The 26,337-nt window shown below is 33.4% G+C and carries 28 protein-coding genes; 23 read left to right on the top strand and 5 right to left on the bottom strand.

Annotated elements, in window-relative coordinates:
* Positions 1 to 144: 144 nt before the first annotated feature.
* The gene (locus tag GKG00_RS08460) at positions 145 to 597 is read right to left on the bottom strand and encodes a small multi-drug export protein (RefSeq protein ID WP_002840630.1); all 453 of its coding nucleotides are present in this window, start codon (positions 595 to 597) and stop codon (positions 145 to 147) included.
* A gap of 8 nt (positions 598 to 605) precedes the next feature.
* Positions 606 to 1,256, bottom strand: a complete 651-nt coding sequence (locus GKG00_RS08455; protein WP_154255041.1) for an HAD family phosphatase — start codon at positions 1,254 to 1,256, stop codon at positions 606 to 608.
* A gap of 161 nt (positions 1,257 to 1,417) precedes the next feature.
* Between GKG00_RS08455 and GKG00_RS08450 the strand changes: the two genes are divergently transcribed.
* The 22 genes from GKG00_RS08450 to GKG00_RS08345 all read left to right on the top strand — a co-directional run bounded on the left by GKG00_RS08450 (position 1,418) and on the right by GKG00_RS08345 (position 21,088).
* Complete coding sequence (locus tag GKG00_RS08450; protein WP_154255040.1) at positions 1,418 to 2,650, top strand: aminopeptidase; 1,233 nt, start codon at positions 1,418 to 1,420, stop codon at positions 2,648 to 2,650.
* Entirely contained in the window at positions 2,650 to 4,446 is a 1,797-nt protein-coding gene (gene pepF, locus GKG00_RS08445) for an oligoendopeptidase F (RefSeq protein WP_154255039.1), read from the top strand. The genes GKG00_RS08450 and pepF overlap by 1 nt, the downstream gene beginning before the upstream one ends.
* Before the next feature lie 52 nt (positions 4,447 to 4,498).
* Entirely contained in the window at positions 4,499 to 5,383 is an 885-nt protein-coding gene (locus GKG00_RS08440; RefSeq protein WP_154255038.1) for an ABC transporter ATP-binding protein, read from the top strand.
* Positions 5,376 to 6,128, top strand: coding sequence for an antibiotic ABC transporter permease (locus GKG00_RS08435; RefSeq protein ID WP_154255037.1), 753 nt, complete (start codon positions 5,376 to 5,378; stop codon positions 6,126 to 6,128). Before GKG00_RS08440 ends, GKG00_RS08435 begins: the two co-directional genes overlap by 8 nt.
* On the top strand, positions 6,118 to 6,789 hold the full coding sequence (locus tag GKG00_RS08430) for an antibiotic ABC transporter permease (RefSeq protein ID WP_154255036.1): 672 nt from the start codon (positions 6,118 to 6,120) through the stop codon (positions 6,787 to 6,789). Before GKG00_RS08435 ends, GKG00_RS08430 begins: the two co-directional genes overlap by 11 nt.
* Complete coding sequence (locus GKG00_RS08425) at positions 6,789 to 8,090, top strand: MFS transporter (RefSeq protein WP_154255035.1); 1,302 nt, start codon at positions 6,789 to 6,791, stop codon at positions 8,088 to 8,090. The genes GKG00_RS08430 and GKG00_RS08425 overlap by 1 nt, the downstream gene beginning before the upstream one ends.
* Positions 8,091 to 8,100: 10 nt before the next feature.
* Positions 8,101 to 8,553 carry a M3 family metallopeptidase gene (locus tag GKG00_RS08420; RefSeq protein WP_227930593.1) on the top strand — a complete coding sequence of 151 codons (453 nt, stop codon included), beginning with the start codon at positions 8,101 to 8,103 and terminating at the stop codon, positions 8,551 to 8,553.
* 45 nt (positions 8,554 to 8,598) lie between these two features.
* A complete protein-coding gene (locus GKG00_RS09010) occupies positions 8,599 to 8,988 on the top strand; it encodes a hypothetical protein (RefSeq protein WP_094205012.1) in 390 nt (129 codons plus the stop codon).
* 89 nt (positions 8,989 to 9,077) lie between these two features.
* Positions 9,078 to 10,820: an ABC transporter ATP-binding protein/permease gene (locus tag GKG00_RS08410; RefSeq protein WP_172976501.1), complete on the top strand. Its 1,743-nt coding sequence runs from the start codon at positions 9,078 to 9,080 to the stop codon at positions 10,818 to 10,820.
* Positions 10,807 to 12,465: a thiol reductant ABC exporter subunit CydC gene (gene cydC / locus GKG00_RS08405; RefSeq protein ID WP_094224104.1), complete on the top strand. Its 1,659-nt coding sequence runs from the start codon at positions 10,807 to 10,809 to the stop codon at positions 12,463 to 12,465. The genes GKG00_RS08410 and cydC overlap by 14 nt, the downstream gene beginning before the upstream one ends.
* Positions 12,466 to 12,470: 5 nt before the next feature.
* The gene (locus tag GKG00_RS08400; protein ID WP_154255034.1) at positions 12,471 to 12,788 is read left to right on the top strand and encodes a nitrous oxide-stimulated promoter family protein; all 318 of its coding nucleotides are present in this window, start codon (positions 12,471 to 12,473) and stop codon (positions 12,786 to 12,788) included.
* 8 nt (positions 12,789 to 12,796) lie between these two features.
* The gene (locus GKG00_RS08395; protein ID WP_154255033.1) at positions 12,797 to 13,180 is read left to right on the top strand and encodes a YbaN family protein; all 384 of its coding nucleotides are present in this window, start codon (positions 12,797 to 12,799) and stop codon (positions 13,178 to 13,180) included.
* 111 nt (positions 13,181 to 13,291) lie between these two features.
* A complete protein-coding gene (locus GKG00_RS08390; protein ID WP_154255032.1) occupies positions 13,292 to 13,651 on the top strand; it encodes a desulfoferrodoxin family protein in 360 nt (119 codons plus the stop codon).
* Positions 13,652 to 13,803: 152 nt separating this feature from the next.
* Entirely contained in the window at positions 13,804 to 15,516 is a 1,713-nt protein-coding gene (locus tag GKG00_RS08385; protein WP_154255031.1) for a DUF2207 domain-containing protein, read from the top strand.
* 17 nt (positions 15,517 to 15,533) lie between these two features.
* Entirely contained in the window at positions 15,534 to 16,082 is a 549-nt protein-coding gene (locus tag GKG00_RS08380; RefSeq protein WP_154255030.1) for a LemA family protein, read from the top strand.
* Positions 16,083 to 16,205: 123 nt separating this feature from the next.
* Entirely contained in the window at positions 16,206 to 17,114 is a 909-nt protein-coding gene (locus GKG00_RS08375; RefSeq protein ID WP_154255029.1) for a radical SAM protein, read from the top strand.
* A complete protein-coding gene (locus tag GKG00_RS08370; RefSeq protein WP_154255028.1) occupies positions 17,114 to 17,842 on the top strand; it encodes a biotin--[acetyl-CoA-carboxylase] ligase in 729 nt (242 codons plus the stop codon). The genes GKG00_RS08375 and GKG00_RS08370 overlap by 1 nt, the downstream gene beginning before the upstream one ends.
* Before the next feature lie 55 nt (positions 17,843 to 17,897).
* Complete coding sequence (locus GKG00_RS08365) at positions 17,898 to 18,299, top strand: metalloregulator ArsR/SmtB family transcription factor (RefSeq protein WP_154255027.1); 402 nt, start codon at positions 17,898 to 17,900, stop codon at positions 18,297 to 18,299.
* A gap of 44 nt (positions 18,300 to 18,343) precedes the next feature.
* Positions 18,344 to 18,559 (top strand): heavy-metal-associated domain-containing protein, encoded by a 216-nt coding sequence (locus GKG00_RS08360; RefSeq protein ID WP_035112013.1) that lies wholly within the window; start codon positions 18,344 to 18,346, stop codon positions 18,557 to 18,559.
* Positions 18,559 to 20,370, top strand: coding sequence for a heavy metal translocating P-type ATPase (locus GKG00_RS08355; protein WP_154255026.1), 1,812 nt, complete (start codon positions 18,559 to 18,561; stop codon positions 20,368 to 20,370). Before GKG00_RS08360 ends, GKG00_RS08355 begins: the two co-directional genes overlap by 1 nt.
* 46 nt (positions 20,371 to 20,416) lie before the next feature.
* Positions 20,417 to 20,728: a hypothetical protein gene (locus GKG00_RS08350; RefSeq protein ID WP_060790944.1), complete on the top strand. Its 312-nt coding sequence runs from the start codon at positions 20,417 to 20,419 to the stop codon at positions 20,726 to 20,728.
* An 81-nt stretch (positions 20,729 to 20,809) separates the two neighbouring features.
* Positions 20,810 to 21,088 (top strand): type II toxin-antitoxin system RelB/DinJ family antitoxin, encoded by a 279-nt coding sequence (locus GKG00_RS08345; RefSeq protein WP_102164665.1) that lies wholly within the window; start codon positions 20,810 to 20,812, stop codon positions 21,086 to 21,088.
* 75 nt (positions 21,089 to 21,163) lie between these two features.
* Here the strand turns inward: GKG00_RS08345 and GKG00_RS08340 are convergent, their stop codons facing one another.
* The 3 genes from GKG00_RS08340 to GKG00_RS08330 form a co-directional block, all read right to left on the bottom strand.
* Positions 21,164 to 21,430 carry a type II toxin-antitoxin system mRNA interferase toxin, RelE/StbE family gene (locus tag GKG00_RS08340; protein WP_154255025.1) on the bottom strand — a complete coding sequence of 89 codons (267 nt, stop codon included), beginning with the start codon at positions 21,428 to 21,430 and terminating at the stop codon, positions 21,164 to 21,166.
* Positions 21,430 to 21,687 carry an AbrB/MazE/SpoVT family DNA-binding domain-containing protein gene (locus GKG00_RS08335; RefSeq protein WP_094203134.1) on the bottom strand — a complete coding sequence of 86 codons (258 nt, stop codon included), beginning with the start codon at positions 21,685 to 21,687 and terminating at the stop codon, positions 21,430 to 21,432. Before GKG00_RS08335 ends, GKG00_RS08340 begins: the two co-directional genes overlap by 1 nt.
* 106 nt (positions 21,688 to 21,793) lie before the next feature.
* Complete coding sequence (locus tag GKG00_RS08330) at positions 21,794 to 22,369, bottom strand: ECF transporter S component (RefSeq protein ID WP_094225289.1); 576 nt, start codon at positions 22,367 to 22,369, stop codon at positions 21,794 to 21,796.
* Between the two features lie 188 nt (positions 22,370 to 22,557).
* On the opposite strand from GKG00_RS08330, the gene GKG00_RS08325 reads away from it, so the two are divergent.
* Positions 22,558 to 26,310 (top strand): cell wall-binding repeat-containing protein, encoded by a 3,753-nt coding sequence (locus tag GKG00_RS08325; protein ID WP_154255024.1) that lies wholly within the window; start codon positions 22,558 to 22,560, stop codon positions 26,308 to 26,310.
* Positions 26,311 to 26,337: the final 27 nt, after the last annotated feature.

Raw genomic sequence — 26,337 nt, 5'->3', positions numbered from 1 at the left:
TTTGATTCCACCTGATTCACCTGATAAGTATTCTAGTACTAATTTTATTTTAAATTCTTTTGTATATTTTGGCATACAAAAACCCCTCCATCCGTATTCCGGATTTTGGGGTTCAGGTCAGCGAAGGTCTTTTTTGTTTGCCAATTATTTAATTACATTTAACACTCCCATTGTTGAAAGCATCACGATAGTTCCTGCTGTGATGACTCCAAGTGTTATGGGAAGCATACTTTTTTTAGGACTCAATCCCAAGAATGACGCCACTAATGCTCCAGTCCAAGCGCCTGTTCCTGGAAGCGGAATCGCCACCAAAATGTAGAGTCCCAGTCTTCCGTATTTGTCGATTGTCTTGCTTTTTTCTTGTGCTTTTTTGTTAATCCAATCCACAAATGGTTTGAAAGTGTCGATTGTATCCAACCATTGTAGGACTTTTTGTGTCAACAAAATCAAAAATGGTATCGGCAATATGTTGCCAATCACAGACAAGAAGAACGCTAATGCAGGATTGATGTTATTTGCAAGTGCGTAAATCATTGACCCTCTGATTTCCAAAACAGGAAGCATGGACAATATGAACATATAAATTATTTTATTCATACAATCTCCTATTTAAACAAATCGTAGTCCAAATCATCGTATGATTCGATGTATTGGTCCACTTTTTCATCAATTATATCATATTCATTAACAGTGGATTCGTCAGTTATTCCCACGATTTTAAATCCCATTTTGTCGACCGTATCGATGCAGTACAACGCATCTTCAAATACAATCGTGTCATCCACATTAGAGCCCAATTTTTCAAGAGCATTATTCCAATATTCGTCTTCGTATTTGTGGTAACCTACGGATTTACAAGTTTGCACGAATTCAAAATAATCAAGGATTCCTTGTTTTTCAAGAGCAGGAATTGCCAATTGGTCTTCTGTGGCTGTTGCAACACACATTTTAATTCCCATTGATTTTAGTTTTTCTAGCATATCCAAAACGCCCGGTTTCAAATCAAATTCATTCATATATCCGTTTCTAATTGTGTAATATATAAAGTTCAAACCGTCATCTGTGGTTTTTTTGATGTCAAAAGTTTCGTGAATGTAGTCTATGGATGTCAAAAGTGTTTTGGTTTTGATTGTCCTTATAAAATCATCGTCAGGTTTTATTCCCAAATTTTCAATGTAATCTAAAATAACTCTGTTCCATTTGTACATGGAGTTAATCAAAGTTCCATCCATATCAAAAATTGCGTATTTAATCATAAATTCATCCTTTCATTTATATTTAGATTTTAGTATATGGGGTATGTAAAGTCAATCAAAATCCAGTGTTTTTACGTATTTTACAAATATTTTATTTTTATAAAATTGAAAAATTATTGGGAAAACCATATAATATTATTAGTGATATGAGGAGGAATAATATGGAAAATTTTGACAAAAAACTAAACAATTACGCAAGACTAATTATCGAAAAAGGAATCAATGCAAACGATAGACCACTTGTGATTCGTTGTGCAGTTGAAAGAGCTGATTTTGCAAGACTTTTGGTAAAATACGCTTATGAAAAAGGCTGCAGCGAAGTTATTATGGAATGGAATGACGATGCAATCAATAGAATGTACTACGAAAACGCATCAGAAGAAGCTTTGAAGGACTTTCCAGATTTTATCGTTGAAAAATCCAAATACTATTTTGAGAAAAAGGCAGGGGTAATATCTGTATCTTGCCAAGATCCTGAAAATTTGAAGGGAGTGGACCCTGACAGAGTTCAAATGAGATCCAAGGTTTCTGCTGAAAAGATGAAGCCAATTCAAAAATACACAATGAATGACATCAACAGCTGGTGTGTTGTAGCAGCTCCAAGTGTTGGATGGGCGAAGAGAGTGTTCCCAGAACTTTCAGAAGAAGAAGCTGTAGAAAAATTATGGGATCAAATCTTCAAGGCAACTCGTTCTGATACAGAAGATCCAATCAAAGCGTGGGATGAACATTTGGACACAATGAACAAACACGCAGAGTTTATGAACAAGCACCAATTCGTGAAGCTTCACTACACAAACTCATTGGGAACTGATTTGACAATCGAACTTCCAAAAGGACACGTGTGGATAGCTGCACAATCCACAGATAATTACGGAAATGATTTCGTGCCAAACATTCCAACAGAAGAAGTGTTCACAGCTCCTCACAAAGACAAGGTAAACGGCGTTGTGTACAGCACTAAGCCTTTGAATTACGGTGGCAACACTATCGACAAGATGAGATTTGAATTTAAAGATGGAAAAGTTGTGGACTTCGATGCAGAAATTGGCAAGGAAACTTTGAAGAATATGTTCGATACTGACGAAAATGGAAAATACTTGGGAGAAGTTGCACTTGTTCCTTACGAATCACCAATTTCCAAATCAAACGTCACATTCATCAAAACATTGTTCGACGAAAACGCATCTTGTCACCTTGCATTCGGCCAAGCTTATCCAACTTGTGTAGAAGGCGGAGTTGACATGAATGAAGACGAATTGAAGGAAAATGGAATCAACGATTCATTGATTCACGTGGATTTCATGGTTGGTTCAGAAGATATGAGAATCGTTGGAACTACAGCTGATGGCAAAGAAGTAGAAGTATTTAAGGAAGGAAACTGGGCAATCTAATGGATATACTAAAATATTGCAAAAGAGAAGAAGCAGACCCACAATACATGTGGGATTTGTCTGCATTATATAAAACAGAAGAAGAATTCGAAAAAGCAGTGAAGACAATTGATTTGATGGCAGATGATTTCAAGAAAAATTACGAAAACAAACTCAAATCACAAGACTTAATCAAAAACGCAATGGACGATTACAGAGATATCGTGGCTAATATCGACCGCATCGCACACTACGCATCACTTGATGTGGAAGCAGACGGCCACAACGAAAAATCCCAAAAAAGAGCCATGGGGACATTCACAAAAATCGCAGACATCGAAAACAAAATGAGCTTTTTTGAAACAGAACTCGTACAGGTTGACGAACAAACACTTGAAGAAGTGAAAAACGACACCAATAACACAAGATACATCGACGATTTGTTGAAGAAAAAAGAACACATCTTGTCCAAAGAAGTGGAAAATGCTATAAGCAAATTCTCACAAACATTCAGCTCATTCTACGAAATCTACAACACAACTAAAATTCACGACATCACATTCCCTGATTTCGAAGTAAATGGCAAAAAATACGAAATGACTTACAATTTGTTCGAAGGAGTTTACGACAACGACCCCGACACAGATTTGAGAAGAAAATCATACGAAGTGTTCTACAACGAACTTGCAAAATACAAAAACACAACAGCGATGATTTATCTGTCACATTGCCAAGCAGAAAAGGCAGAAAGTGAACTAAGAGGATACGATTCAGTGATAGATTTCTTATTAGACAGACAAAACATTTCTCGTGAATTGTACGACAGACAACTAGATGTAATCATGCAAGAACTTCCTAAACACATGAGAAAATACGCCCAAATCATCAAGAAAGAATACAATTTGGACAAAGTTACATTCATGGACTTGAAGCTAGATGTGGAAAACTCATTCTCCAAAAACATTTCAGTAGAAGATGCAAGGAATTTGGTCAAAGACGGACTTTCAATCCTAGGTGAAGACTATTCCAAAATGCTAGATCGTGCATTTGACGAAAAATGGATTGATTTCGTAAACACATTCGGAAAATCAACAGGAGCATTCTGCGCATCACCATTCTTGGCACACCCTTATGTGTTGATATCTTGGACTGGCAAACTAACAGAAGCCATCGTATTGTCACACGAATTGGGACATGCAGGACAATCCTACATCTCACAAAAAACACAAAACGTGTTGGACAACGACCCATCAATGTACTTCGTGGAATCACCATCCACAACAAACGAACTCATCATGAGCAGATACTTGTTGGAAAAAGCAACAACTGACCAAGAAAGAAGATATTTGTCTGGACAAATAATCTCCAGAACCTACTTCCACAACTTCGTCACACACTTCATCGAAGGATACTACCAAAGAGAAGTGTACAAGCTAATCGATGCGAAAGAAGGATTCACAGCAGATGATTTGTCAAGAATCTTCAAAGAAACACTACAAAAATTCTGGGGAGAAGATGTCGAAATCAACGAAGGATCAGAATTAACATGGATGAGACAACCTCACTACTACATGGGATTGTATCCATACACTTATTCCGCAGGACTTACAATCGGAACACAAGTATCCAAAATGATTGTCGAAGAAGGAAAACCAGCAGCAGACAGATGGCTTAAAGCATTGGCGCTAGGCTCCACACAAGATTCCGTCGGAATCGCAAAAGCCGCAGGAGTAGACATCACAACAGATAAACCACTCAAAGACACCATCGAATACATCGGTAAAGTAATCGATGACATCGAAAAATACGACAAATAATATATAATTGGCATCGGTATCGGTGCCATTTTACATAGATAAGAGGCAACAAATGTATATACAATTTAATAATATTAAAAAATCGTTCGACGGAAATACTGTACTTGACGTTGAGAATTTACAAATAGAAAAGGGCGAAATAGTTTCAATTATCGGAAAAAATGGATCCGGTAAAAGCACACTAATTAAAATTTTGTGTGGATTATTGTACCAAGATCAAGGAGAATGTATGGTTGATAATATATCCAACAAAAACTCTAAAATCAGAGAACACACCAAACTTGTGCTCGAAAGTGGTGGAGGATATTACGATTATTTAACAGCCACTGAAAACATCATGTATTTTCTCGGACTAAACCACGTTAATTACAATGAAGATGAAGTGCATAATTTGATGGAAAAACTAGATTTTACAGAGTTCAAAGACAAAAAAGTATCAGAATTATCCCAAGGAAATCGTCAAAAACTTTCACTCATAGTTACACTTCTAACCAATCCCGACATAATTTGCTTGGATGAACCTACCAACGGATTGGACATCAATAGCATGAATATTCTGTTGAATTTTCTACACAAAATAGCAGTTGAAGACCAAAAGACAGTCATCTTCACAAGTCACGATCTATCATTTATGAAAAACATCAACTCCAGATTAATACTAATAAATGAAGGGAAAATCGTATTGGATAAACCATCAAAAGAGTTGTTTGATTCGAAAGACTTACAAAAAGACATCATTGAAATAGAAAACACCAACAGAAATCTACTAGATAATTTGAAGAAAACGAAATACGAATTTACCGACAATTCAATTATATTGTCGGTTTACGATGAAGATGAGAAGGAATTTCTACTGAAAAACTGTGACATCATAAGTATGAGAAAAGAATCTTTAAATGCAGAAGATGTGTACTTCAGGGTGATTTCAAATGTTTAGTAAATTGTTATTGGAATTTAACAGAGATTTCTCAGAAATCAAAAAATACAAATTCAACGTCATATTTGCAAACATCGCAGTGCTTTTGATGGCACTTTTCATCATAGATGGGCTGTTTGTAAAAGAAAAAGAAATCGTGTTTTTGATGATGATATTGTGGTATTATGCGACTTATGCGATTGAATCACCAACATTTTTGATACAAAACGAAATAACAGACAGAACACTGATATCAATTGTCCAATCAAAAACAGGGATACTATCTGTAGTTTTGTACAGAAATTTAGTGGAATGTTTGATGAATACGATAAAAGTAATAGTGATATTCACACTGATATTTGTATCAGTAGACTTTGATTATTCGAAATTCAACCACATTCCTATAATAATTTTAGTGATGGTTGTGTCTGTGTTCATACTTTATCAATTAGGCACTTTCTTATCAAGCTTCACATTATTATATAAAAGACTTGGAAGTTTTGTGGCATTGGCTGAAACATATATGTTGTTTTTCGGAGATATTACAGTAAAAGTCAACAACAAAGCACTTGTACTTATTAATAAAATGATATTCCCATTTAACAACGCTCGTGAAATCTTCACACAATTACAACTGAATAATGTGAGATATGATTTGATAATACAGCTTTTGATACAAGCTGTTGTATTGTCCGTTTTGGTCAAAATTTCATACGACAAAAACATTCAAACAAGCATGAAAAGAGGTAATTTGTATGGGATATAAATACGGAGAATTACGAAAATACATCGACGAAAACAAAAACTATAAGATAGAATTTTTCTCAAAGCTAATATCGGATATTATCATGCTTGCAGGCGTTTCATTTATGCTAAAATCGACAGACAATTGGAACAATGAATCGTTCACGTATTTTTTGATATGGTATTTGTTACAGACAGTGTTGTTTGAACTCGTTAAATCCATAGAATTTGAAATCAAAAGCAACGGTATGATTAATATGATTGCATCCAGAACAAGCATAACGATGATTTATTTCAAAAGAAGCATCGTTTGGTTAGTAAAAGCTGTGATTTTATTTTCGATTGTAATATTTTTATCGGGAAATGGATTGAATGGGATAATACAATTCAAACCAAATCTGATTGTAGCTATAATATTCTCTTTAATTTTCATGTATGGCGTGTTCTTCTTGTTCATGGCACTCACATTTATTTACGAACGTGTAGCATCATTTACAGGATTTATCACGACAGCTTTTTTGATATTTGGCTACAAACTCACAATAACACAAGAAATCAGAAAAATAATTGTGGGAAATCAAGCAGATATGAAGAAAATTGTGCTGAATTTGATCCTTTTATATGCAGTGTCCTATCATTTTATGAAAAAAGCAAGAACGAAATTACAGTATAGGGGATTCTAATGAACGAAAAATTTAAAAAGTTTATGGTAGTTTGGTTTGGACAATTTGTGTCGATGCTTGGGTCGGGGATATCATCATTTGGATTATCATTGTGGATTTTCATGATGACGAAAAGCGCTACGACTTTTGCGATGACATTTTTAGTTCAAATTTTACCGGGTATTATATTTGCGCCATTTGCAGGATCAATGGCAGACAGAAAACAACGAAAACATATTATAGTGTTAACCGATTCACTTGATGCAGTACTTAAAGTTATACTTATGATTTTACTTGCGACGGGAAGTATGAAAGTGTGGATGGTGTATCCATTGACTTTCTTGTCGCAAACTTTGGGTACATTTCAAAATCCAGCATTCAATGCGACGATTCCACTTTTGGTTGAGAAGAAGGACATTCCAAGAGCGAATGGTTTTATGCAACTTATCAGGGCTATTCAAAATATGCTTGCACCGTTGATTGCAGGTGCGTTATTTCCATTTATAGGATTGACGGGATTGTTTGCAATTGATTTTGTAACTTTCTTCGTCGCTATTTTGACGATTTTACCTCAAAAAATCGAGCAAGAAATCGAAGAAGTTAAGGAATCTAACTTCACTAAGACAATTGTTAGTGATTTGAAAATAGCTTTTGAAGTGTTAAAACAAAAGCAAGGATTTATACAAATAATAGTCGTGTTTTCAATATTGAATTTTGTGGCAAATATAGCTATGGTTTTGGTTGGTCCGTTGGTAATGAGTAATTATGACACAAAAATTTACGGGCTTGTGAATTCTGTGTCTGGAATTGCAATGGTGTTAGGTGGAGTAATTTCTGGCGCAATTCCAAGTGAGAAAAACAAAGTAAGATCGATTTTCCTAAGCTTAATAATTTGTTCAATTGGATTGATAGTAATGGGAATAAATTACAGCTGGATTGTTATTGCTGTGGGATTTTTCTTATTTATGATTCCTACTCCTTATGCTAATGGAACTTTCGGTTCACTGATGCAATTGAAAATAGAGACTAAAATGCTTGGAAGAGTGGGTTCACTGGTGGATTGCTTGATGAAAATCATCACACCTATAGCGATTATTTTGGCGGGATTTTTGGCAGATAATGTGTTCAATCCACTTTTAGTAAAGGGCGGAAAATTATCTGACACTTTTATCGGGAAAATCATTGGAGTTGGAAATGGCAGAGGAATTGGGCTGTTATTTGTAATTTGTGGAACAATTTTATTAATCATTTGTGTGTCTATACTTTTGAATAAAAACATTAACCGACTTGAAGAACTAAACCCAGATGTAATTAATGATTAGTTTAGTGTAATTGGGGTATAAATACACAGAAACAGTTCAATCTGGAGATTGGAAAGCTGAAAAACACGTTCCAGTTATTCATATCGATAAAAAAGAAGGATTCACAGCAGATGATTTGTCAAGAATTTTCAAAGAAACACTTCAAAAATTCTGGGGAGAAGACGTTGAAATCAACGAAGGATCAGAATTGACATGGATGAGACAACCTCACTACTACATGGGATTGTATCCATACACTTACTCCGCAGGACTTACAATCGGAACACAAGTATCCAAAATGATTGTAGAAGAAGGAAAACCAGCAGCGGACAGATGGCTTAAAGCATTGGCATTAGGCTCCACAGAAGATTCTGTCGGAATCGCAAAAGCTGCAGGAGTAGACATCACAACAGATAAACCACTCAAAGACACCATCGAATACATCGGTAAAGTAATCGACGACATCGAAAAATACGACAAATAATAAGAATGGCATCGGTATCGGTGCCATTTTACATAGGAGCATCTAATGTATATACAATTTAATAATATTAAAAAATCATTCAACGCTAAGACAGTGCTTGACGTTGAGAATTTGCAAATAGAAAAGGGCGAAATAGTTTCAATTATAGGAAAAAACGGATTTGGAGGAATTCAAATATTCAAATCAAACATACTACTGTCAATATTTTTATCGTTTGTATTTATGTATGGAATATTCCTGTTATTTATGGACTTAGCATTAATTTATGAAAGAATAAGTACATTTACTGGATTTATTACTACTGCTTTTTTGATATTTGGATATAAACTAACCATTGTACAAGAAGTTAAAAATATAATAGTAGAAGGACCTTTTGACTTGAAAAAAGTGGTATTTAATGCTATATTTGATAGTGTTAGTGATAATGGTTTTTAATATTATTTGTAATCGTGAATAAATTTATTAGTTTAAATGAAATTTTATTTTAAATGTAAATTTAAATTATATAGTGAGGAGAAATTTATATGATGATTGATAAAAGACTTATTAAAATAGTCGAGAAAAGCAAAAAATACGTTACATTAAATGTTTTGAGTCAATGGATATCATTGGTAGCAAATATTGTAATGATGTTTGCAATTACGAAAGTTTTAGGTAAACTTTACGATAAAACTTTAGATAAAAAAGATATTATTTATCTTTTAGTAGTGGTTCTATTTTGTTTGTTAACTAGAATGATTTGTTATTTTCTATCATCGAGAATGAGTTATTTATCTTCAAAAGAGGTTAAGATTACTTTTAGAAAAAAGATTTATAGGAAGTTACTTTCATTGGGAAGTTCTTATCGTGATGATGTTAATACTTCTGAGATAGTTCAGGTAGCGGTAGAGGGAGTTGATCAGTTAGAAACTTATTTTGGTTCGTATTTGCCACAATTTTTTTATTCTATGTTAGCACCTGTAACTCTTTTTTGTGTTTTGGCTCCGATAAATTTTTCTTCTGCGATAATATTGTTACTTTGTGTTCCGCTTATTCCAATTTCTATAGCAGTAGTAATGACTTGGGCTAAGAAGTTATTATCAAAATATTGGGGACAATATACTGCTTTAGGCGATACTTTTTTAGAAAATTTACAAGGATTGACTACTCTGAAAATTTATCAGTCAGATGAATTTAAGCACGAAAAGATGAATGAAGAGTCGGAAAAATTTCGTAAAATTACTATGAAAGTATTGGCTATGCAACTAAATTCCATAACGATAATGGATGTAATTGCTTATGGTGGAGCTGCTATTGGTTCTATCCTAGCTGTGTATAATTTTAAGACTGGAAATATTGATTTGTCGGGTTGTATACTTATTATTTTATTATCAGCAGAATTTTTCTTGCCTATGAGACTTTTAGGTTCGTTTTTTCATATTGCAATGAATGGAATGGCAGCAAGTGGCAAAATTTTTAAACTCTTAGATATTACTGAATCTGAAGATGGCGAGTATGAATTTAAAATGGGAGATATTGAAATCAGAGATGTTAATTTTTCTTATGAGGAAGATAAGGAAGTATTACATAGAGTAAATATGAAGTTGGAACACGGAAAATTCACAGCTATTGTAGGCGAGTCAGGTTGTGGGAAATCGACAACTGCAGCGATTTTAATGAAAAAAAACAAAAATTATTATGGATCTATAAAAATATCTGGAATCGAACTTTCTAAAATTACTGAAAAAAGTATTATGGAAAATATAACGTATATTGGACATAATAGCTATTTATTTAAAGGTACTGTAAGGGAAAATCTTTTAATAGCAAAGCCAAATTCCACAGATGATGAACTTTCAAGCGTTTTAAAAAGAGCTAAATTATTTGATTTTCTTCAAAATGAGAATGGTTTGGATACATTGGTTAGCGAAAAAGGAGGAAATTTATCAGGAGGTCAATGTCAAAGATTGGCATTAGCGAGAGCTTTACTTCATAATACTCCGGTGTATATATTTGACGAAGCTACATCAAATATCGATTTAGAGAGCGAAGAGGCTATTATGAATGAAATTCATAATTTAGCAAAGTATAAGACTGTAATTATGATTTCTCACAGGCTTGTCAATGTCAAAAATTCAGATGTTATTTACGTCATGGATAAAGGTCGTGTAATAGAAAGTGGCAGTCATGAATTATTGTTAGATAAGGGTTGTGTTTATGCTAGTTTGTGGGAAACTCAGCAAGAATTAGAATGTTATAACAAGGAGGAGAACCATGAAACAACGTAATGGATTTATTGTTATGAAAAAATTAATAGGATTGGTGAGACCGCTGACTGGATATATGATTTTGGCAATTATAATGGGATTATTGGGAAACTTATGTGCGACATTTATCACGGTGTTAGGAGGAGTTGCCCTATTAGATGTGCTAGGACAATCTGTGAAATTAACTTATATGACTGCTTTTGTTATGTTGGTGGTATTTGCGTTGATAAGAGGATTTTTAAGATATGCAGAGCAATCTTTTAATCACTACATTGCTTTTAAATTATTGGCTTTGATACGAAGTAAAATATTTTTTGCTTTGAGAAAGCTATGTCCCGCAAAATTAGAGGGAAAAGACAGGGGGAATTTAATTTCTTTAATTACTTCTGATGTAGAACTTTTGGAAGTTTTCTACGCACATACTATATCTCCTATTGCAATAGCAGTTTTATTTTCGGTAGTTATGGTGTTGTTTATAGGAAGTTTTCATCCAATATATGGATTTATTTCTGCAATTGCCTATATAACTGTGGGGATTATTTTACCAATACTAATGAACAGATTAGGTGGTGAAAATGCAGTTAATTTTCGTAATAAATCTGGAGAATTGTCGAGCTTTGTATTGGATAGCATGAGAGGTTTAGATGAAACTATTCAGTATGGAGATGGTGAAAATCGTTTAAATCAAATAGATAAAAAATCACAATTGCTATCTGACATAGAAAAAAATATGAAGAAAAATATGGGAATTAATGCAGCAGTTACAAATGGAGTAATCATTTTATTTGATATTTCCATTTTAATTTGTGCAATTTTATTGTATGAAAAAGGAGTTGTAAATTTTTCGGGAGTATTATTGCCGTTAATCGCGTTGATGAGTTCTTTTGGACCGGTTATATCATTGGCAAATTTGGGAAGCACATTACAAAACACGTTGGCAGCAGGAAATAGAGTTTTAGATATTTTAGAGGAGGAACCTCTTGTAAAAGATATTCAAGGAAAATCAGAAATAAAATTTCAAGGAGCTTATGCGAATAACGTTAGCTTTGCATACGAAAATGAAAAAATATTAAAGAACTTTTCAATGGATATACCTAAAAATAAAATTATAGGGATTGTAGGAAGAAGTGGTAGCGGGAAATCAACTATATTAAAATTATTTATGCGATTTTGGGACGTTCAAGAGGGAGAACTAAAGATTTCTGACAAAAAAATCTCTGAGATTAACACAAAAAATCTCAGAAATATGGAAAGTTTTGTAACTCAAGAGACCCACTTATTCCACGATAGTATAAAAAATAATTTAAAAATAGCAAAATTAGATGCAACCGATGAAGAGATAGAAAATGCTTGTAAAAAGGCGTCTATTCACGATTTTATTATGACGTTACCTAAAGGATATAATACATCGGTTGGAGAATTAGGAGATACACTTTCAGGAGGAGAACGTCAAAGGTTGGGACTTGCTAGGGCGTTTTTGCACGACGCACCTTTTATGTTACTAGATGAACCTACATCAAATTTAGATAGCCTTAATGAAGCTGTCATTTTAAAATCTCTTTATCAACAACAAGATGGTAAAACGGTAGTATTGGTCTCTCATCGTCTGTCTACAATGAGAATTGTGGATAAAGTATATTCAGTAGAAAATGGTAGAGTGAGTTAATCAAAATGGATATAGACAAAAAAAGAAAAAAAGAAATAAAAATGATAAGCAATATGATTGACTTATATTGTAAGAAGAACCAGAAATCAAAAGAGGACTTGAGTGATTATGAAGAATTAAAAAATTATGCTATTAAAAAGATAAATTCTTGTCCATTTATGGAAACAAAGACATTTTGCTCTAATTGTAATGTTCATTGTTATAAACCGGATATGCGTAAAAAAATCTGCGAAGTTATGAGGTTTTCTGGGCCACGAATGATTTTTTATCATCCAATTATGACTATTCATCATATAATTTTAAGCAAAAAAAGAAAGAAGTAGAGGTGAATATGAAATTTAAAAAGACAATTTTTATAATTTTAGGTTTAATTAGCTTGGGATTAGGGGCAATAGGAGCGATATTGCCGATGTTACCGACAGTTCCTTTTTTAATGTTATCTGCAATTTGTTTTAGTAAAAGTTCTGAAAAATTAGATAGATGGTTCAAAAGAACTAAACTCTACAAAAATAACTTGGAAACATTTGCGAATGGGGAAGGAATGACTTTGAAAGTTAAAATACGTATTATGCTAACGGTAACTATACTAATGGCGATTGGATTTTTCACAATGTTTCGCAAAAAACTATACATACCTTGTATAATATTAGCTTGTGTGTGGTTATTCCATATACTTTATTTTTGCTTCGGAGTTAAAAGATATTCTAAATCATAAGTTTTATACAAATACAATTAATATCACTTTATAAATGCCAAAGCTCCTTGATTAATAAAAAAATATTGGGGTATAAATAATCTGTAAGAAATTTTATAGGGGGTAATATTAATGGCTAAATTAACAGAAACAGTTCAATCTGGAGATTGGAAAGCTGAAAAACACGTTCCAGTTATTCATATTGATAAAAAAGACGACGGATTTAAAGTATGCGCAATCGTAGGTGAAGAAATCGAACACCCAAACACATTCGAACACCACATTGCATGGATTAAAGTATTCTTCCAACCAGAAGGAGAAAAATTCCCAGTAGAAGTAGCTTCTTACCAAGCAAGTGCTCACGGCGAAGGCGAAGTGTTCACTAAACCACACGTTGACGCTTATGTAAAATCTAGCAAACCAGGTAAAGTATTTGCATTAAGTTATTGCAATATCCATGGTTTATGGGAAAGTGCTGAAGAAGTAAAATAGATTGATATAATGAGGACTCTTTGATGAGTCCTTTTTTTCGTGTGGAATGTTGCTTGTGATATGATTTATTGATTATTAAATAAATTTTACATATTATTTTATACAACTTTTGAATATTTGGGTAATAATATAATAATAAGTGGAGGTGTTAGATGAAGAGATTAAGGTTAAGGGGAATTTTAATAATTGCGTTTCTTATAATGCTTGTGACTTCTAAAGTTTCTCTTGCTGATTCTATAGAATCTATCGATACTAATGCTGTTATAGAAAAGGATGGCTCCATTTCTATTACGCAGGTGTGGAAGGCTAATCCAGATTCTGGTACGGAATTTTTTATTCCTATGCAGAATCTAAATCATATGCAGATAGAGGATTTTACGGTTTCTGATGAAAAGGGGCCGTATGAACGTATGGATCCGTGGGATGTGGATTCTAATTTCAGCAAGAAAGCTAGAAAATACGGGATAAATCAGACGTCAGATGGTATTGAATTATGCTTTGGTAAGACTGAGTTTAAGGATAAGACTTATACGATTCGTTATAAATTTAAAAATGCTGTGACATATTTTAATGATTATGATGGCTTTAATATAAGATTTGTAAATGATCAGATGGATCCTACGCCTGATAAGGTTACTTTACAGATTAGCCTATTTGATGGAAAACTAAACAAGGATAATGCTAGGGTGTGGGGATTTGGTTATGATGGCAATGTCAATTTAGAAAATGGCAAGATTGTTGCCAAAGCAAAAAAATTTGATTCATCTAACTATATGAACATTATGTTATCCTTGAATAAGGGAATTATTAGCCCAAATCATACTTCGAACAAGAGCATTGATACTATGGTTAATAAGGCTTTTGAAGGGTCTGATTATTCGTATGATGATTACAAGAACGGTGGAGTTTACGATAAAGGTGGAACGCCTACAAGCACTATTGATAAAATTTTTGGTGTATTTACTGCTGTAATGGGCGTAATTGGTGCATCTTTAGGAATATTTGCGATAGTTAATCCAAATAGGAACAAGAATATCAAAAATGTCGGCAAAGTTGACAGAAAAAACCCACAATATCACAGGGAGATTCCTTTTGAAAAGAATTTAATGGCAAATTTTTTTGCATATAATGGAAAAGAAAATATGGTTCAAAATATATTGTCCACAACGCTTTTGGTGTGGTTAAGAGATGGCAATATTGATTTTACAACTTCACATGAAAAGTCAGCCATATTACGCAGAGATATCGAAAAATATAATATAGAGATTCTCAAAGAACCTGAGTTCAATAGCGATTACGAACAATTGTTATTTTCAAGTTTACAAGAAGCATCAGGAGATGATGTGACTCTGACTGAAAAAGAATATAAGGATTTTCTGAAGGATGACGATGATTTCTTAGAGAGAATTATTAAATCTATTGAAAAAGATGGAAAGAAGTTTTTATTAGATAATGAATATATTGAGAATTCACGCGGTATGTTCAGAAAATATTCATACACTCAAAAAGGGCTTCAAGAGGCAGCGTTAATTCCTGCTTTTGAGAGATTTTTAAAAGATTTTACTCTGATTAATGAGCGTGAACCTATAGAAGTAGCGTTATGGGATGAGGTTTTAATAGGAGCGACGTTGTTTGGAAAAGGCGAAGAGACTTTGAGACAGTTCAAAAAGTTTTATCCAGATTACACGTTCGGAAGTTTCGATAGAGATATTTACACAAGTTATTGGTATCTAAACCACTTTTCAAATAACACTTACAGTAGTGCAATTGCAAACTCACAATCAAGTGCTGGATATGGTGGTGGAGCATCAATTGGCGGCGGTGGCGGATTCTCAGGCGGCGGATCTGGCGGCGGCGGAAGATAAATTTTAAGGAGGAAATTATGGGAATACCTGTAGTAGGAATATTGATTGCATTAGTCGTTATAATTGCTGTATATTTTATTGCAACTCAAAGAAGTCTTGTAATGGCTAAGGAAAATATCGCTAATGCTTTTTCACAAATCAAAGTAAGCCAACAATCAAGATTTGACGCTTTGACAGAACTTGCAAAGGCGACAAAAAGTTATTCTGAATACGAATATAAAACTTTGATGGAAGTTATATCTAAGAGACAATCATCAAACGATGTAAAAGGAATTGAAAATAATGAAGAAATCCTAAGAAATCTGTCTGGAAGAATTAATGCATTAGCAGAAAACTATCCTGATTTAAAGGCTTCAGAAACTTACAAGGAAACAATGCAAAGTATAAATAAATACGAAAACACAGTAAGAACATCAAGAATGGTATTTAATGACACTGTTACTATTTATAACAGAAAAGTTAAACAATTCCCAAGTTCTTTGGTGGCTTCAGTGTTAGGATATAAAGCTGAGGATTATCTGGAAATGGACGATTCCAAATCAGATATGCCTAACTTGGAGTATTAGTTGAAAATTTGCCGGGCACTTAGTGTCCGGTTTTTTATTTGGTAAAATTAGATACACACAAATTCATATTGCAAACACATCTTGTGTTATAATACTTGTAAAATATCAAACAAAGGTGATTAAATGATTGACGGATTTTACGATAGATATATGTACACTCCGATGCCTGAAATGCATAACGAGATGATTCCCGTAACGGTGGGTTGTTCTTATGGAAAATGCATCTACTGTGATTTGAATGTTGGAAAAAGGTTCAAGGTTTTCGACATTGAAGATGTGAAAAAATATATACAAGATAGGAAAATTTTTTACGAGGACAAGAGGTTTACTCCGAAAAAGTTCACGCTTTTGGAGGGCAATGCCTTGTGTTTGAATAATGATTATTTGACGGAGATTTTGAAAGAAATCAGAAAGAATTTTCCAAATATGAAATACGTGTCGTGTTTTTCCAGAAGTGATGATATTCTCAGAAAAACTGATGAAGAATTGTTGGAGCTTAATAATCTGGGGATTGATCGTATTTGTGTGGGAATTGAGTCGGGGTCTGATTGGGTGCTTTCTTATCATAAAAAAGGTGTCACATCACAAGAACAATTGACGGCTCTTCATAGGCTCGATAATTTGGGAATAAAATATTCTGTCTACATTATGCTTGGTCTTGGCGGAAAAGCACATTCACGTGAACATATAATGAAGACTGCAGAGTTTTTGAACAAGGTGAACCCGTTTGAAATTGTGGTTGTGAATTTGGTTTTGTTCAAGAATGCAAAGCTTGTAGAAAACGTGAGAAATCACGATTTCAAAAGGGTATCCATCAGACAGCAAATCATTGAGGAGATAATGCTTGTGGAAAATTTGAACATAAGATGCGTCTACAATGGAACTCACAAGACTAAGGCAGTGGCTGTGACATCTGTAATTCCCGACAAGAAGGATGAAATTATCGCTGTTTTGAAACAAAGACTAGAAGATGATGACAAGGAAATGAATAAAAAAGAACGTAAAAAATGGGATAGATGGGATGAAGGTTAATGGATACGGAAAAAATTAAGAGACAAACTGGAATAAATAAGGTGATTTTCAAAAGGGAAGTTACTTCGACTAACGACGAAATTCTGAATGAAAAGCAAGACGATACGTTGATGATTGCATTTTTTCAATCGAAAGGTAAGGGAAGATATGGAAGAAAGTTTTTCTCGCCAGAAAATGGGTTGTATTTCTCGTATTTATTGAATGAAGAAATGACATTCCAACAATCGCAATTCATCACACCAATTATGGGAATTGCTGTAAGCTATGCAATTGACGAAATTTTCGGCGTGAATACGTCGATTAAATGGGTCAATGATATTCTGCTTGAGAAAAAGAAAATCTGCGGAATACTCACAGAATGTAAAGTTGAGAAAAATGTCTGCCTTGATATCGTGGTTGGTGTCGGAATTAACGTCTACCAAACGGATTTTCCAGAAGACATCAAAAATACGGCTGGATTTATCACAGAAAAAAACGACTCAGATAAAAGAGAAGAATTGGTCATAAAAATAATGCAGAATTTCCTAGAATTTTGGAGCGAGGATAGGGATAGTTTGGTTGAAAAATATCGAAACAAAGCCACATTCATCGGTAATGAAATCAAAGTACACAAAAACGGAGATTATATTCCAGCTACTGCAATGAATATCAATGATGATTTTAGCTTGAAAGTAAAATACAACGACGGAACAATTGAAGATTTAAATATAGGAGAGATTTTTTTGTAAAATCTCTTTTTTTTATTGACAAACTAAAAATAAAATGATATTATCAAATTAACAAATGAACAAGTATTCATATGTTCATATAAAGGATGTGATAGATATAGATAAATTCAACGATGAGAAATGTGAAGTAACGCTAATTCACGAGGATAATGTAAAAAAAACTATCAATGAGCTTCCAGATGACGAATTGATCGCAGATTTGTCCGATATGTTCAAAATTTTTGGAGATCAAACAAGGGTGAAGATTTTGATGGCGTTGGAAAGCGGAGAGTTGTGCGTGTGCGACATTGCAGCTGTGATGAATATGAGTCAGTCTGCTATCAGTCACCAATTGAGGGTGTTGAAGCAAAGCAACATTGTGAAGACTAGACGTCAAGGAAAAGTTGTGTATTATTCGATTTCGGATGATCATGTGAAAGAAATCTTCGACATTGCGATAGTACACGTGCAAGAATAACGAGAAATAATTTAGAAAAATAAAAAAATAAAAAGGAGAAAGTTATGAAAAGAAGATACACATTAGAAAATTTGGGATGTGCAAATTGTGCAGCAAAAATGGAAGAGAAAATCAAGGAATTGGACGGAGTAAATTCTGTTACTGTGAATTTTATCACTACAAAAATGGTGTTGGATGTAGAAGATGACAAGTTTGATACTGTTTTGGCGCAAGCAAAAGACATTATCAAATCAATTGAGCCTTACGTTGAAGTAAAATAATGAATAAGGAAATAAAATTAACGATAGCTTCGGCGGTATTTTTTGCAATCGGATTTTTTATCAAAGAACCTCACGCAAGACTTGCGGCTTTCGCTGTTAGTTATCTGATTGTGGGAATTCCAGTAATAAAGTTAGCGTTTTTGAATTTGAAAAACGGTCAGTTATTTGACGAACATTTCTTGATGATGATTGCAACTTTGGGTGCGTTTTTCGTTGGAGAATACGCCGAAGGTGTTGCTGTTATGCTTTTTTATCAAATCGGGGAGATTTTCCAAGACAAGGCCGTTGGGAAATCTCGTGATTCTATCAAGGAATTGATGGACATTGCACCGACTTTTGCGAATTTGAAAACAGAAGATGGTTACGATAAGGTGGATCCTTACGATGTGAATGTGGGAGATATTATCGTAGTCAAACCGGGCGAGAAAGTTCCGTTGGACTGCGTGGTAGTAGATGGAAGCTCTATGGTTGACACGAAGGCGTTGACTGGAGAAAGTGTTCCAATTACTGTCGCAAAAGGCGAGGAACTATTGTCGGGATACATCGTGATGGACAAGGTTTTGAATGCGAAAGTTACGAAGGATTTTGAAAATTCTGCAGTGACGAAGATTTTGGATTTGGTTGAAAATGCATCCAGCCAAAAAAGTAAACAAGAAAAATTCATCACGAAATTTGCAAGAGTCTACACTCCTGTTGTAGTATTGGTCGCAGCAGCACTTGCGATATTGATGCCTTTGATATTGAAACAACCTTTCCAAACATGGTTGTATCGTTCGTTGACATTCCTTGTAATTTCGTGTCCTTGCGCACTTGTAATCAGTATTCCGTTGAGCTTTTTCTCAGGAATCGGTGCGAGCAGCAAGGCAGGGATTTTGGTTAAGGGAAGTAACTACATCGAAAAGCTCGCAGAAACAGATACTGTTGTGATGGATAAAACTGGAACATTGACACAAGGCGTGTTCAAAGTTGTAGAAGCAAAATCAGTTGGATTTTCAGATGAAGAAATGCTCCAATACGTTGCGAGCGCTGAAAAATCATCCAACCATCCAATCGCACAATCGATTATTGATTATTATGGGGACAAAGAATATTTGAACTTGGACTCTGCAGAAAACATCGCAGGACAAGGAATAAATGCCGTGATAAATGGCAAACAAATCCTAGCAGGAAATGCTAAGCTTTTAAAAGATGTTGAATTTGAACCGATTGACACTACAGACACTGTTGTCTACGTTGCAATTGATGGAAAATTTGCGGGATATATCAGAATCGCCGACGAAATCAAACAAGACAGCGCACAAGCAATTGTTGATATGAAAAATGTCGGCATCAAAAAAACTTACATGCTAACTGGTGATAATGATTCTGTCGCAAAGTCAGTAGCAGAAAATCTCAAAATTGACGAATACAAATCCAAGCTACTTCCACAAGATAAGGTTGAAATTGTAAAGAAATTGATAGAAAAAGGAAGAAAAGTGGCATTCGTAGGCGACGGAATCAACGATGCGCCAGTGCTTGCACTCAGTGATGTCGGAATTTCCATGGGACAAATCGGAAGCGATGCGGCAATCGAAGCGAGTGATGTCGTAATCATGACAGACGAGCTAACGAAAATCGCCCAAGCAATCAAAATCTCCAAGAAAACACTCAAAATCGCAAAACAAAATGCGTATTTTGCAATCGGTGTGAAAATAATTGTGCTAATATTATCGGCACTTGGACTTACAAACATGTGGGCTGCAATCTTCGCAGACGTCGGAGTTACAGTGCTTGCTATTTTGAATTCATTCAGAGCTATGCGAGTTAGTTGAGTAAAATCGAAATCTCATTTATACTAATCATAAAGGAGATGATAGAATGAAAATAGTAGGCTATGTGTTTTTAGGAATATTTGCGATAGCACTTATTTATGGAATTTATTCAATATCGAAAATATTGGCAATCGCCAAGATTAGAAAAAACGTCAACTCAGAAAAAGTGTGGCAAACTATCTCACAAAATAACCGCCAACCAGTAGCGTTGGATAGGATTTTGATGAGAAAAAACAACAGAAAATTTACCAAAAAAGAACAAGAAATGATATTGAAAAGAATATCTACTTGTAGAAAATGCATCCTTATAGGACTATTAGCATTGATACTAGCAATCGTGTTTATAGCGATAGGGTAATGACAACGTAATGAAATTACACGAATAAATGTTGATGTTTTATCGTAAATGGATTAGAATATATTTATAAGGAGGTCTATTATGTCAACTGTTAATTTAAATATTAGAACTGATAAAGAAATTAAAGAAAAAGCAGAAAATATTTTTCAAGAGTTGGGGCTTAATATGACAACGGCAATAAATATGTTTTTGAGAACATCAATAAGGGAAAATGGAATCCCATTCGATTTAAAAATCGATTCTGTAAACGATGAGACAAAACTTGCGATTGAAGAAGGAAGAAAAATCGCAGACGACAAAACAATCGAAGGATACGTAAGTATCGAAGAATTGAAAAAAGCTCTTGAAAATTTGAGATAATAGATCACATTCTTATATTTAAACTGTCAATAAAAACATGCGTCAGAGTAAAATCTGACGCATTTTTTAATTTAATCAAAAATCAAATAAAATATCGTGATGACCAATATCCAACAAAATAATCATCTCATTGTCTTCGTAATACCAAATAATTCGAATATCCATGTTCACGGAAGATTCCCACAAGCCATTACTACCTTGAATTTTCTTCGTTCTTAAGGATGGGTGTGTTGGATTATCAAGAAAAAATGAAAGTTTTTTCTTGGTTTGCTTTTTTTCGATATCAGATAATTTTTTGTAGTGTTTTTTAAATGATTTCGTGTAAGTTATTTTGTAGCTCATTACTTGTCCAACTCTTCAAAAAGAGAATCAATATTGTCAAAAACAGGTTGGTCGCCATTTTCAATCGAAACTTTTAGTTCTTTGACGGATTTTTTTAAATTTTCAATCACACGTTCTGGATATACAGCTACAGGAACGAAAATAATCTTTCCATCTTCTTCCATAACTTCGAATTGGTCACCTTGGTTCAAATCAAGAGAATTCACAATATCTTTTGGAATTGTCACTTGCGACTTTGCTTTAAGTTCAACTAACATATTATCACCTCTCAAGTTAGAATTTCCTACTTTCTAACTTGATTGTAATATCTTTTATTTAAACTGTCAACAAAAATATGCGTCAGATTTTACTCTGACGCATATTTTAATCCAATAAATGTGAGCGTTTCAACACTGGACGTACTGCCATGTACAAAATATTTGCAACTATAACAGTCACAACAGCATTGAAGAAAGTTACACCGGCGCTGATTTTCGCCAACGCAGATGCTATTTGTTGTGGTTGACCCAAGACATATAATTTATAAAAATAACCTACAAATGGATCAGCGAACACATTGAACAACATTCCTGCACATGAAGCGATAACAGCCCACTTCAAAATGTATTTGTTGTCGTTTGATTCGTTGATTTTCTTAGATTTGTGAGCGATTGCTCCCACAATCAAACCAATACATAATTTCAACACGAAAGTCTTCGGAGCAACCAAAATATACACAGGATCCATAATGTCTGCGATAGTCATTCCGATAGCACCAGCAAGTCCACCGTAAAGCCCGCCAAGTAAAAGCGCCGCCAAAACCAAGAACACGTTACCAAAATGGATTGATGTGAAATCTCCACCCGGAACAGGAACCTTGATTTGCAAATAAGTGAACGTGATGAAACATAATGCAGCAAGCACTGCACATTGAACAAGCTTGTGAGTTTTTATCTTCAAATAAACCCCTCCTCAAAATATTTATAATTAAAGTGTATTGAATAAGTTGTAAATTGTCAATTAACTTATGATATAAAGAAACAATCGATTTTTCGCATTAATTGTTATTGACAAGAAAATAATTTAAATGTAAAATAATAATCGTTATCTATGATAACGATTATTATTTTTACTCGAAGGGAGATATTATGCAATTAGATAAGAAAAAAATAATGGCGCTATTTCTTGCGGGAGTTATGACGACAAGTATGATTCCTTTTGAAAGTTTAGCAAATAACGAAAATGACTTTAGTAAGAGCAAGTTTGAGCAGAATTTGAATGAGAAAACAACTAATAACAAACCAGATGCTGTTTCAAACTCTACTAACAAGGATGAAAAGCCGCAGGATGGCAATGAAAATCCATCTACACATGAAGACAATCATACAGAAAAGGTTAATGAAAAAACAATAACTGTAGATGAATTATTTAAAGGACAAAAAGGAACAAAAGAAGATCCTTATAAAATTAATGATGTAGATCAGCTTATAAAATTTGCCCATAGTTTATCAAAAACACAAGATTACAAAGATAAGTATGTTGAGCTTTCTAGTGACATTGAATTAAATAATGATTGGGTTCCTGTAGGATTGGGAGAATACGCTTTTAATGGTCATTTTGATGGTAAAAATCATAAAATAAGTGGATTAAAAATTGGAAGCAAAGATAATTTACACAAAGATCCATCAGAAAAAGATAAAAAAATTGCTTTTTATGGGCTATTTGGAGTGCTAGGAGCTAATAGCTACATAGAAAATTTAAAAATAGATGTTGATTTTAATTTAATATCAGACAGTGCGCTTTATGTTGGTGCATTAGCAGGATATGCTAATGGTTCAACTATTAATAACATAGAAGTTACTGGTAAATTAATTGGGAAAACTACTCATGCAAAATCAAATATTTTTGTAGGGGGAGTTGTTTCAAATGGAATTAGACAAAAAATAGTAAATTCAAAAAGCGATATTGATATAAGAGTAGAATCTGATGGAGGGCTTGCTGAAGGTGGAGGAATCATGGCTCTTTCTAACAGAGGTCTTATTTTCAATTGCTATTCTAAAGGTAATATATCAGCAAATGCAAATAGAGTTACAAAAGAAGGAAGTACTGCTTTAGGTGGAATTTGTGGAGTAAATGCAGGAACTATTTCAAACTGCTATTCTACAAATGATATTATTAGCGATTGTTACACTGGTTTTATCGGAGCGATAACAGGATGGGTAACTGGAATTGGATCAACTTTCCAAAGCTATTATGATAAGGATTCTGTCCTAATTACTGATAATGCTACTAAGAATAAAAACATTATAAAACCTTCTGTTCCTATTGGATGGATGGTTAAAGGTAGTGGTGTTAGCGACGAAGGAATGGCATATGAAGGTTGTATTAGTATGGATTTAAAGGGAATGACAAAGTCAGAAATATCGAGTAGTCTGGCTAATGTACTAAATTCCAATCTTAAGAAATCTAGAATCAATTTAAAAAAAGGAAGCCGTTCAAATGATCACTGGAAAAAAGATGAAAATCTAGCTGAAAATATTTTCGAATGGACAAACTCATCAGGTTTTCCTGTTTTTTCTGACAAAAAGACATCGGTAGTTTATGATATAAATACAGAAAACCTTATAAAACAACTTCAAATGAATTCCAAAGAAGGAATAAATGAAGGTGATTTTTACGGAAGAAGTAAAGATAAATCATTAGTTGTAAAAGTTAAATTCGATAAAAAAGGTGATATCATAGACATTAAGACTCTTGAAGGAAGAGTTACAAAAGAAGAAATTGATAAAATAATTAATAAAAAAGAAAAAATATCTGATATCAAAAACAATAAATTAAAAGAGGCTTTATTAAAAGCGGTAGAAAAATCAAAGATAAATGATATAACAGACTATTCAAAGCTAAATTATAATATATTTGAAAAAGGTAAAGGAACTAAAGATGATCCATTTATAATAGATAATGAAAATCAATTTCTAGATTTTGCTAGGTCAGTTAATGAAGAGGAAAACTATGCTGATAAATACGTAAAATTAAATAGAGATATTAAACTTACAAAAGAATGGATAGTAGTAGGATCTCAAGGTAAACACCCATTTAAAGGGGATTTTAACGGGAACAATCATACTATTTCAAATATGAAGATTGGTTCAGAAAAAACACCTCGCCAATACAGATTTGCGGCTCTTTTTGCAGTAATAGATGGAGGAAAGGTTTATAATTTAAACATTAAAGATTTTGAAATATATAATACAATTTTATCTGAAGATAGAGTATTTGTAGGAGCTGTTGCAGGTGGAATACAAAATGGCGCTTTTATTGATAATGTAAATGTTAACGGAAAAATACATTCAAAATCTATGAGAACGCAACAATATATAGGAGCAATTGCAGGGCAATCATTGAAGTCTAGTATAATAAACTCATCTGCAGAAATTCAAATTGATGCAAAAGGAGAATCGAAAGATATTTATGCTGGGGGACTTGTTGGAATTAATGCATTTGGAGCGCTATTTAACAGTTATTCAAAAGGCAATATAACAGCAGATAGTTTATTAAATAAAGTATCTATAGGTGGGTTGTGCGGATACCAATCAGGCGTTATTTTTAACAATTACTCTAGTGTAAACCTAAATTCAACTTCTCCTACAACTGATGTTGGGGAACTAGCAGGAAGGTCTACAGGAACAGGAAAAAATTTCGATAATTTTTACAGCAAGAATTCCTTAGTAAAAATAACAGGAAAATCTAAAAAAACAAAAAATGGATTTGGAGTTGTAGTGAAGAACTCTATAGTTGAAAGTTCAGTGGCTATCGACGATTTGAATGATTCAGATTATTTCAAAAAATTAAACGAGAATTTATCATCCAAAAACTATAGAAAAGCTCTTGATTTTGTTAAAGCCGATAATAAAAACAATATAAAATTAAGAAAATGGAAATTAAAAGAAAACTCTAAAAATTTAGAAAATCCAAATGTCGGCCAAAGTAATAGTTCAAAAACGACTAAAAATATCAACAGAATATCTGGAGAAAACAGAGAACTAACAGCTATTGAAGTATCAAAAGAAACTTATCCTAATGGTACAGATACAGTTATTATAGCTAATAGAGAAACTTTTTCTGATACAATTTCAGCATCTCCTTTAGCCAAAAATGAAAGAGCAGCTATATTATACACATCCAAAGATGAAATTTCAAAAGATACATTAAATGAAATTAAAAGGTTAAAGGCTAAGAATGTTATTATAATAGGCGGAGAAAATTCTATTAAAGTAGAAGTATTAGACAAGTTAAAGAATAATAAATATTCTGTAACTAGAATAGCTGGTAAAGACAGATATAAAACAAGCTTGAAAATTGCAGAAAAAGTTATCCATAAGTCAAACTCTAATAAATTGCAAATAGCAAGTGGAGAAAACTTTGCAGATGCATTGGCAATAACCAATTTATCTAACCGAGATAATACACCAATATTACTTGTAGCAAAAGATACGATTGATTCTGAAGTTATAAAACTATTAAGTAAATTAAAATTGGAAAAAATAAACGTAGCTGGAGGAGAAAAATCAATCTCAAATAAAACTTTTAATGATATAAAAACTATTACTAAATCAAAAGTTGAAAGAATTGCGGGAGATAATCGCTACGAAACAAGTTTTAAAATTGCAAAATTGATGAACAAATCAGATAAATTTATAATAGCAAGTGGAGAAAACTTTGCAGATAGTTTAGTGTCAGCTCCATACGCAGATAAAGAAAATGCGGTATTAGTATTAAGTGCAAAAGACGAACTATCATCAGAAATTAAAGAATATCTGACAAAAAATGAATCAATGATAACTATAATAGGTGGAGAAAAATCAGTATCAAAACAGGTTGAAGAACAACTTAATAAATAAATCAAAAAAACCAGCGTTATTTTATAA

Origin of the sequence: Finegoldia sp. BIOML-A1, from assembly GCF_009678325.1 — a bacterium.
In the GTDB taxonomy this organism is placed as follows: Bacteria; Bacillota; Clostridia; order Tissierellales; family Peptoniphilaceae; genus Finegoldia; species Finegoldia magna.
This window is presented reverse-complemented; position numbering and strand designations above follow the sequence as displayed.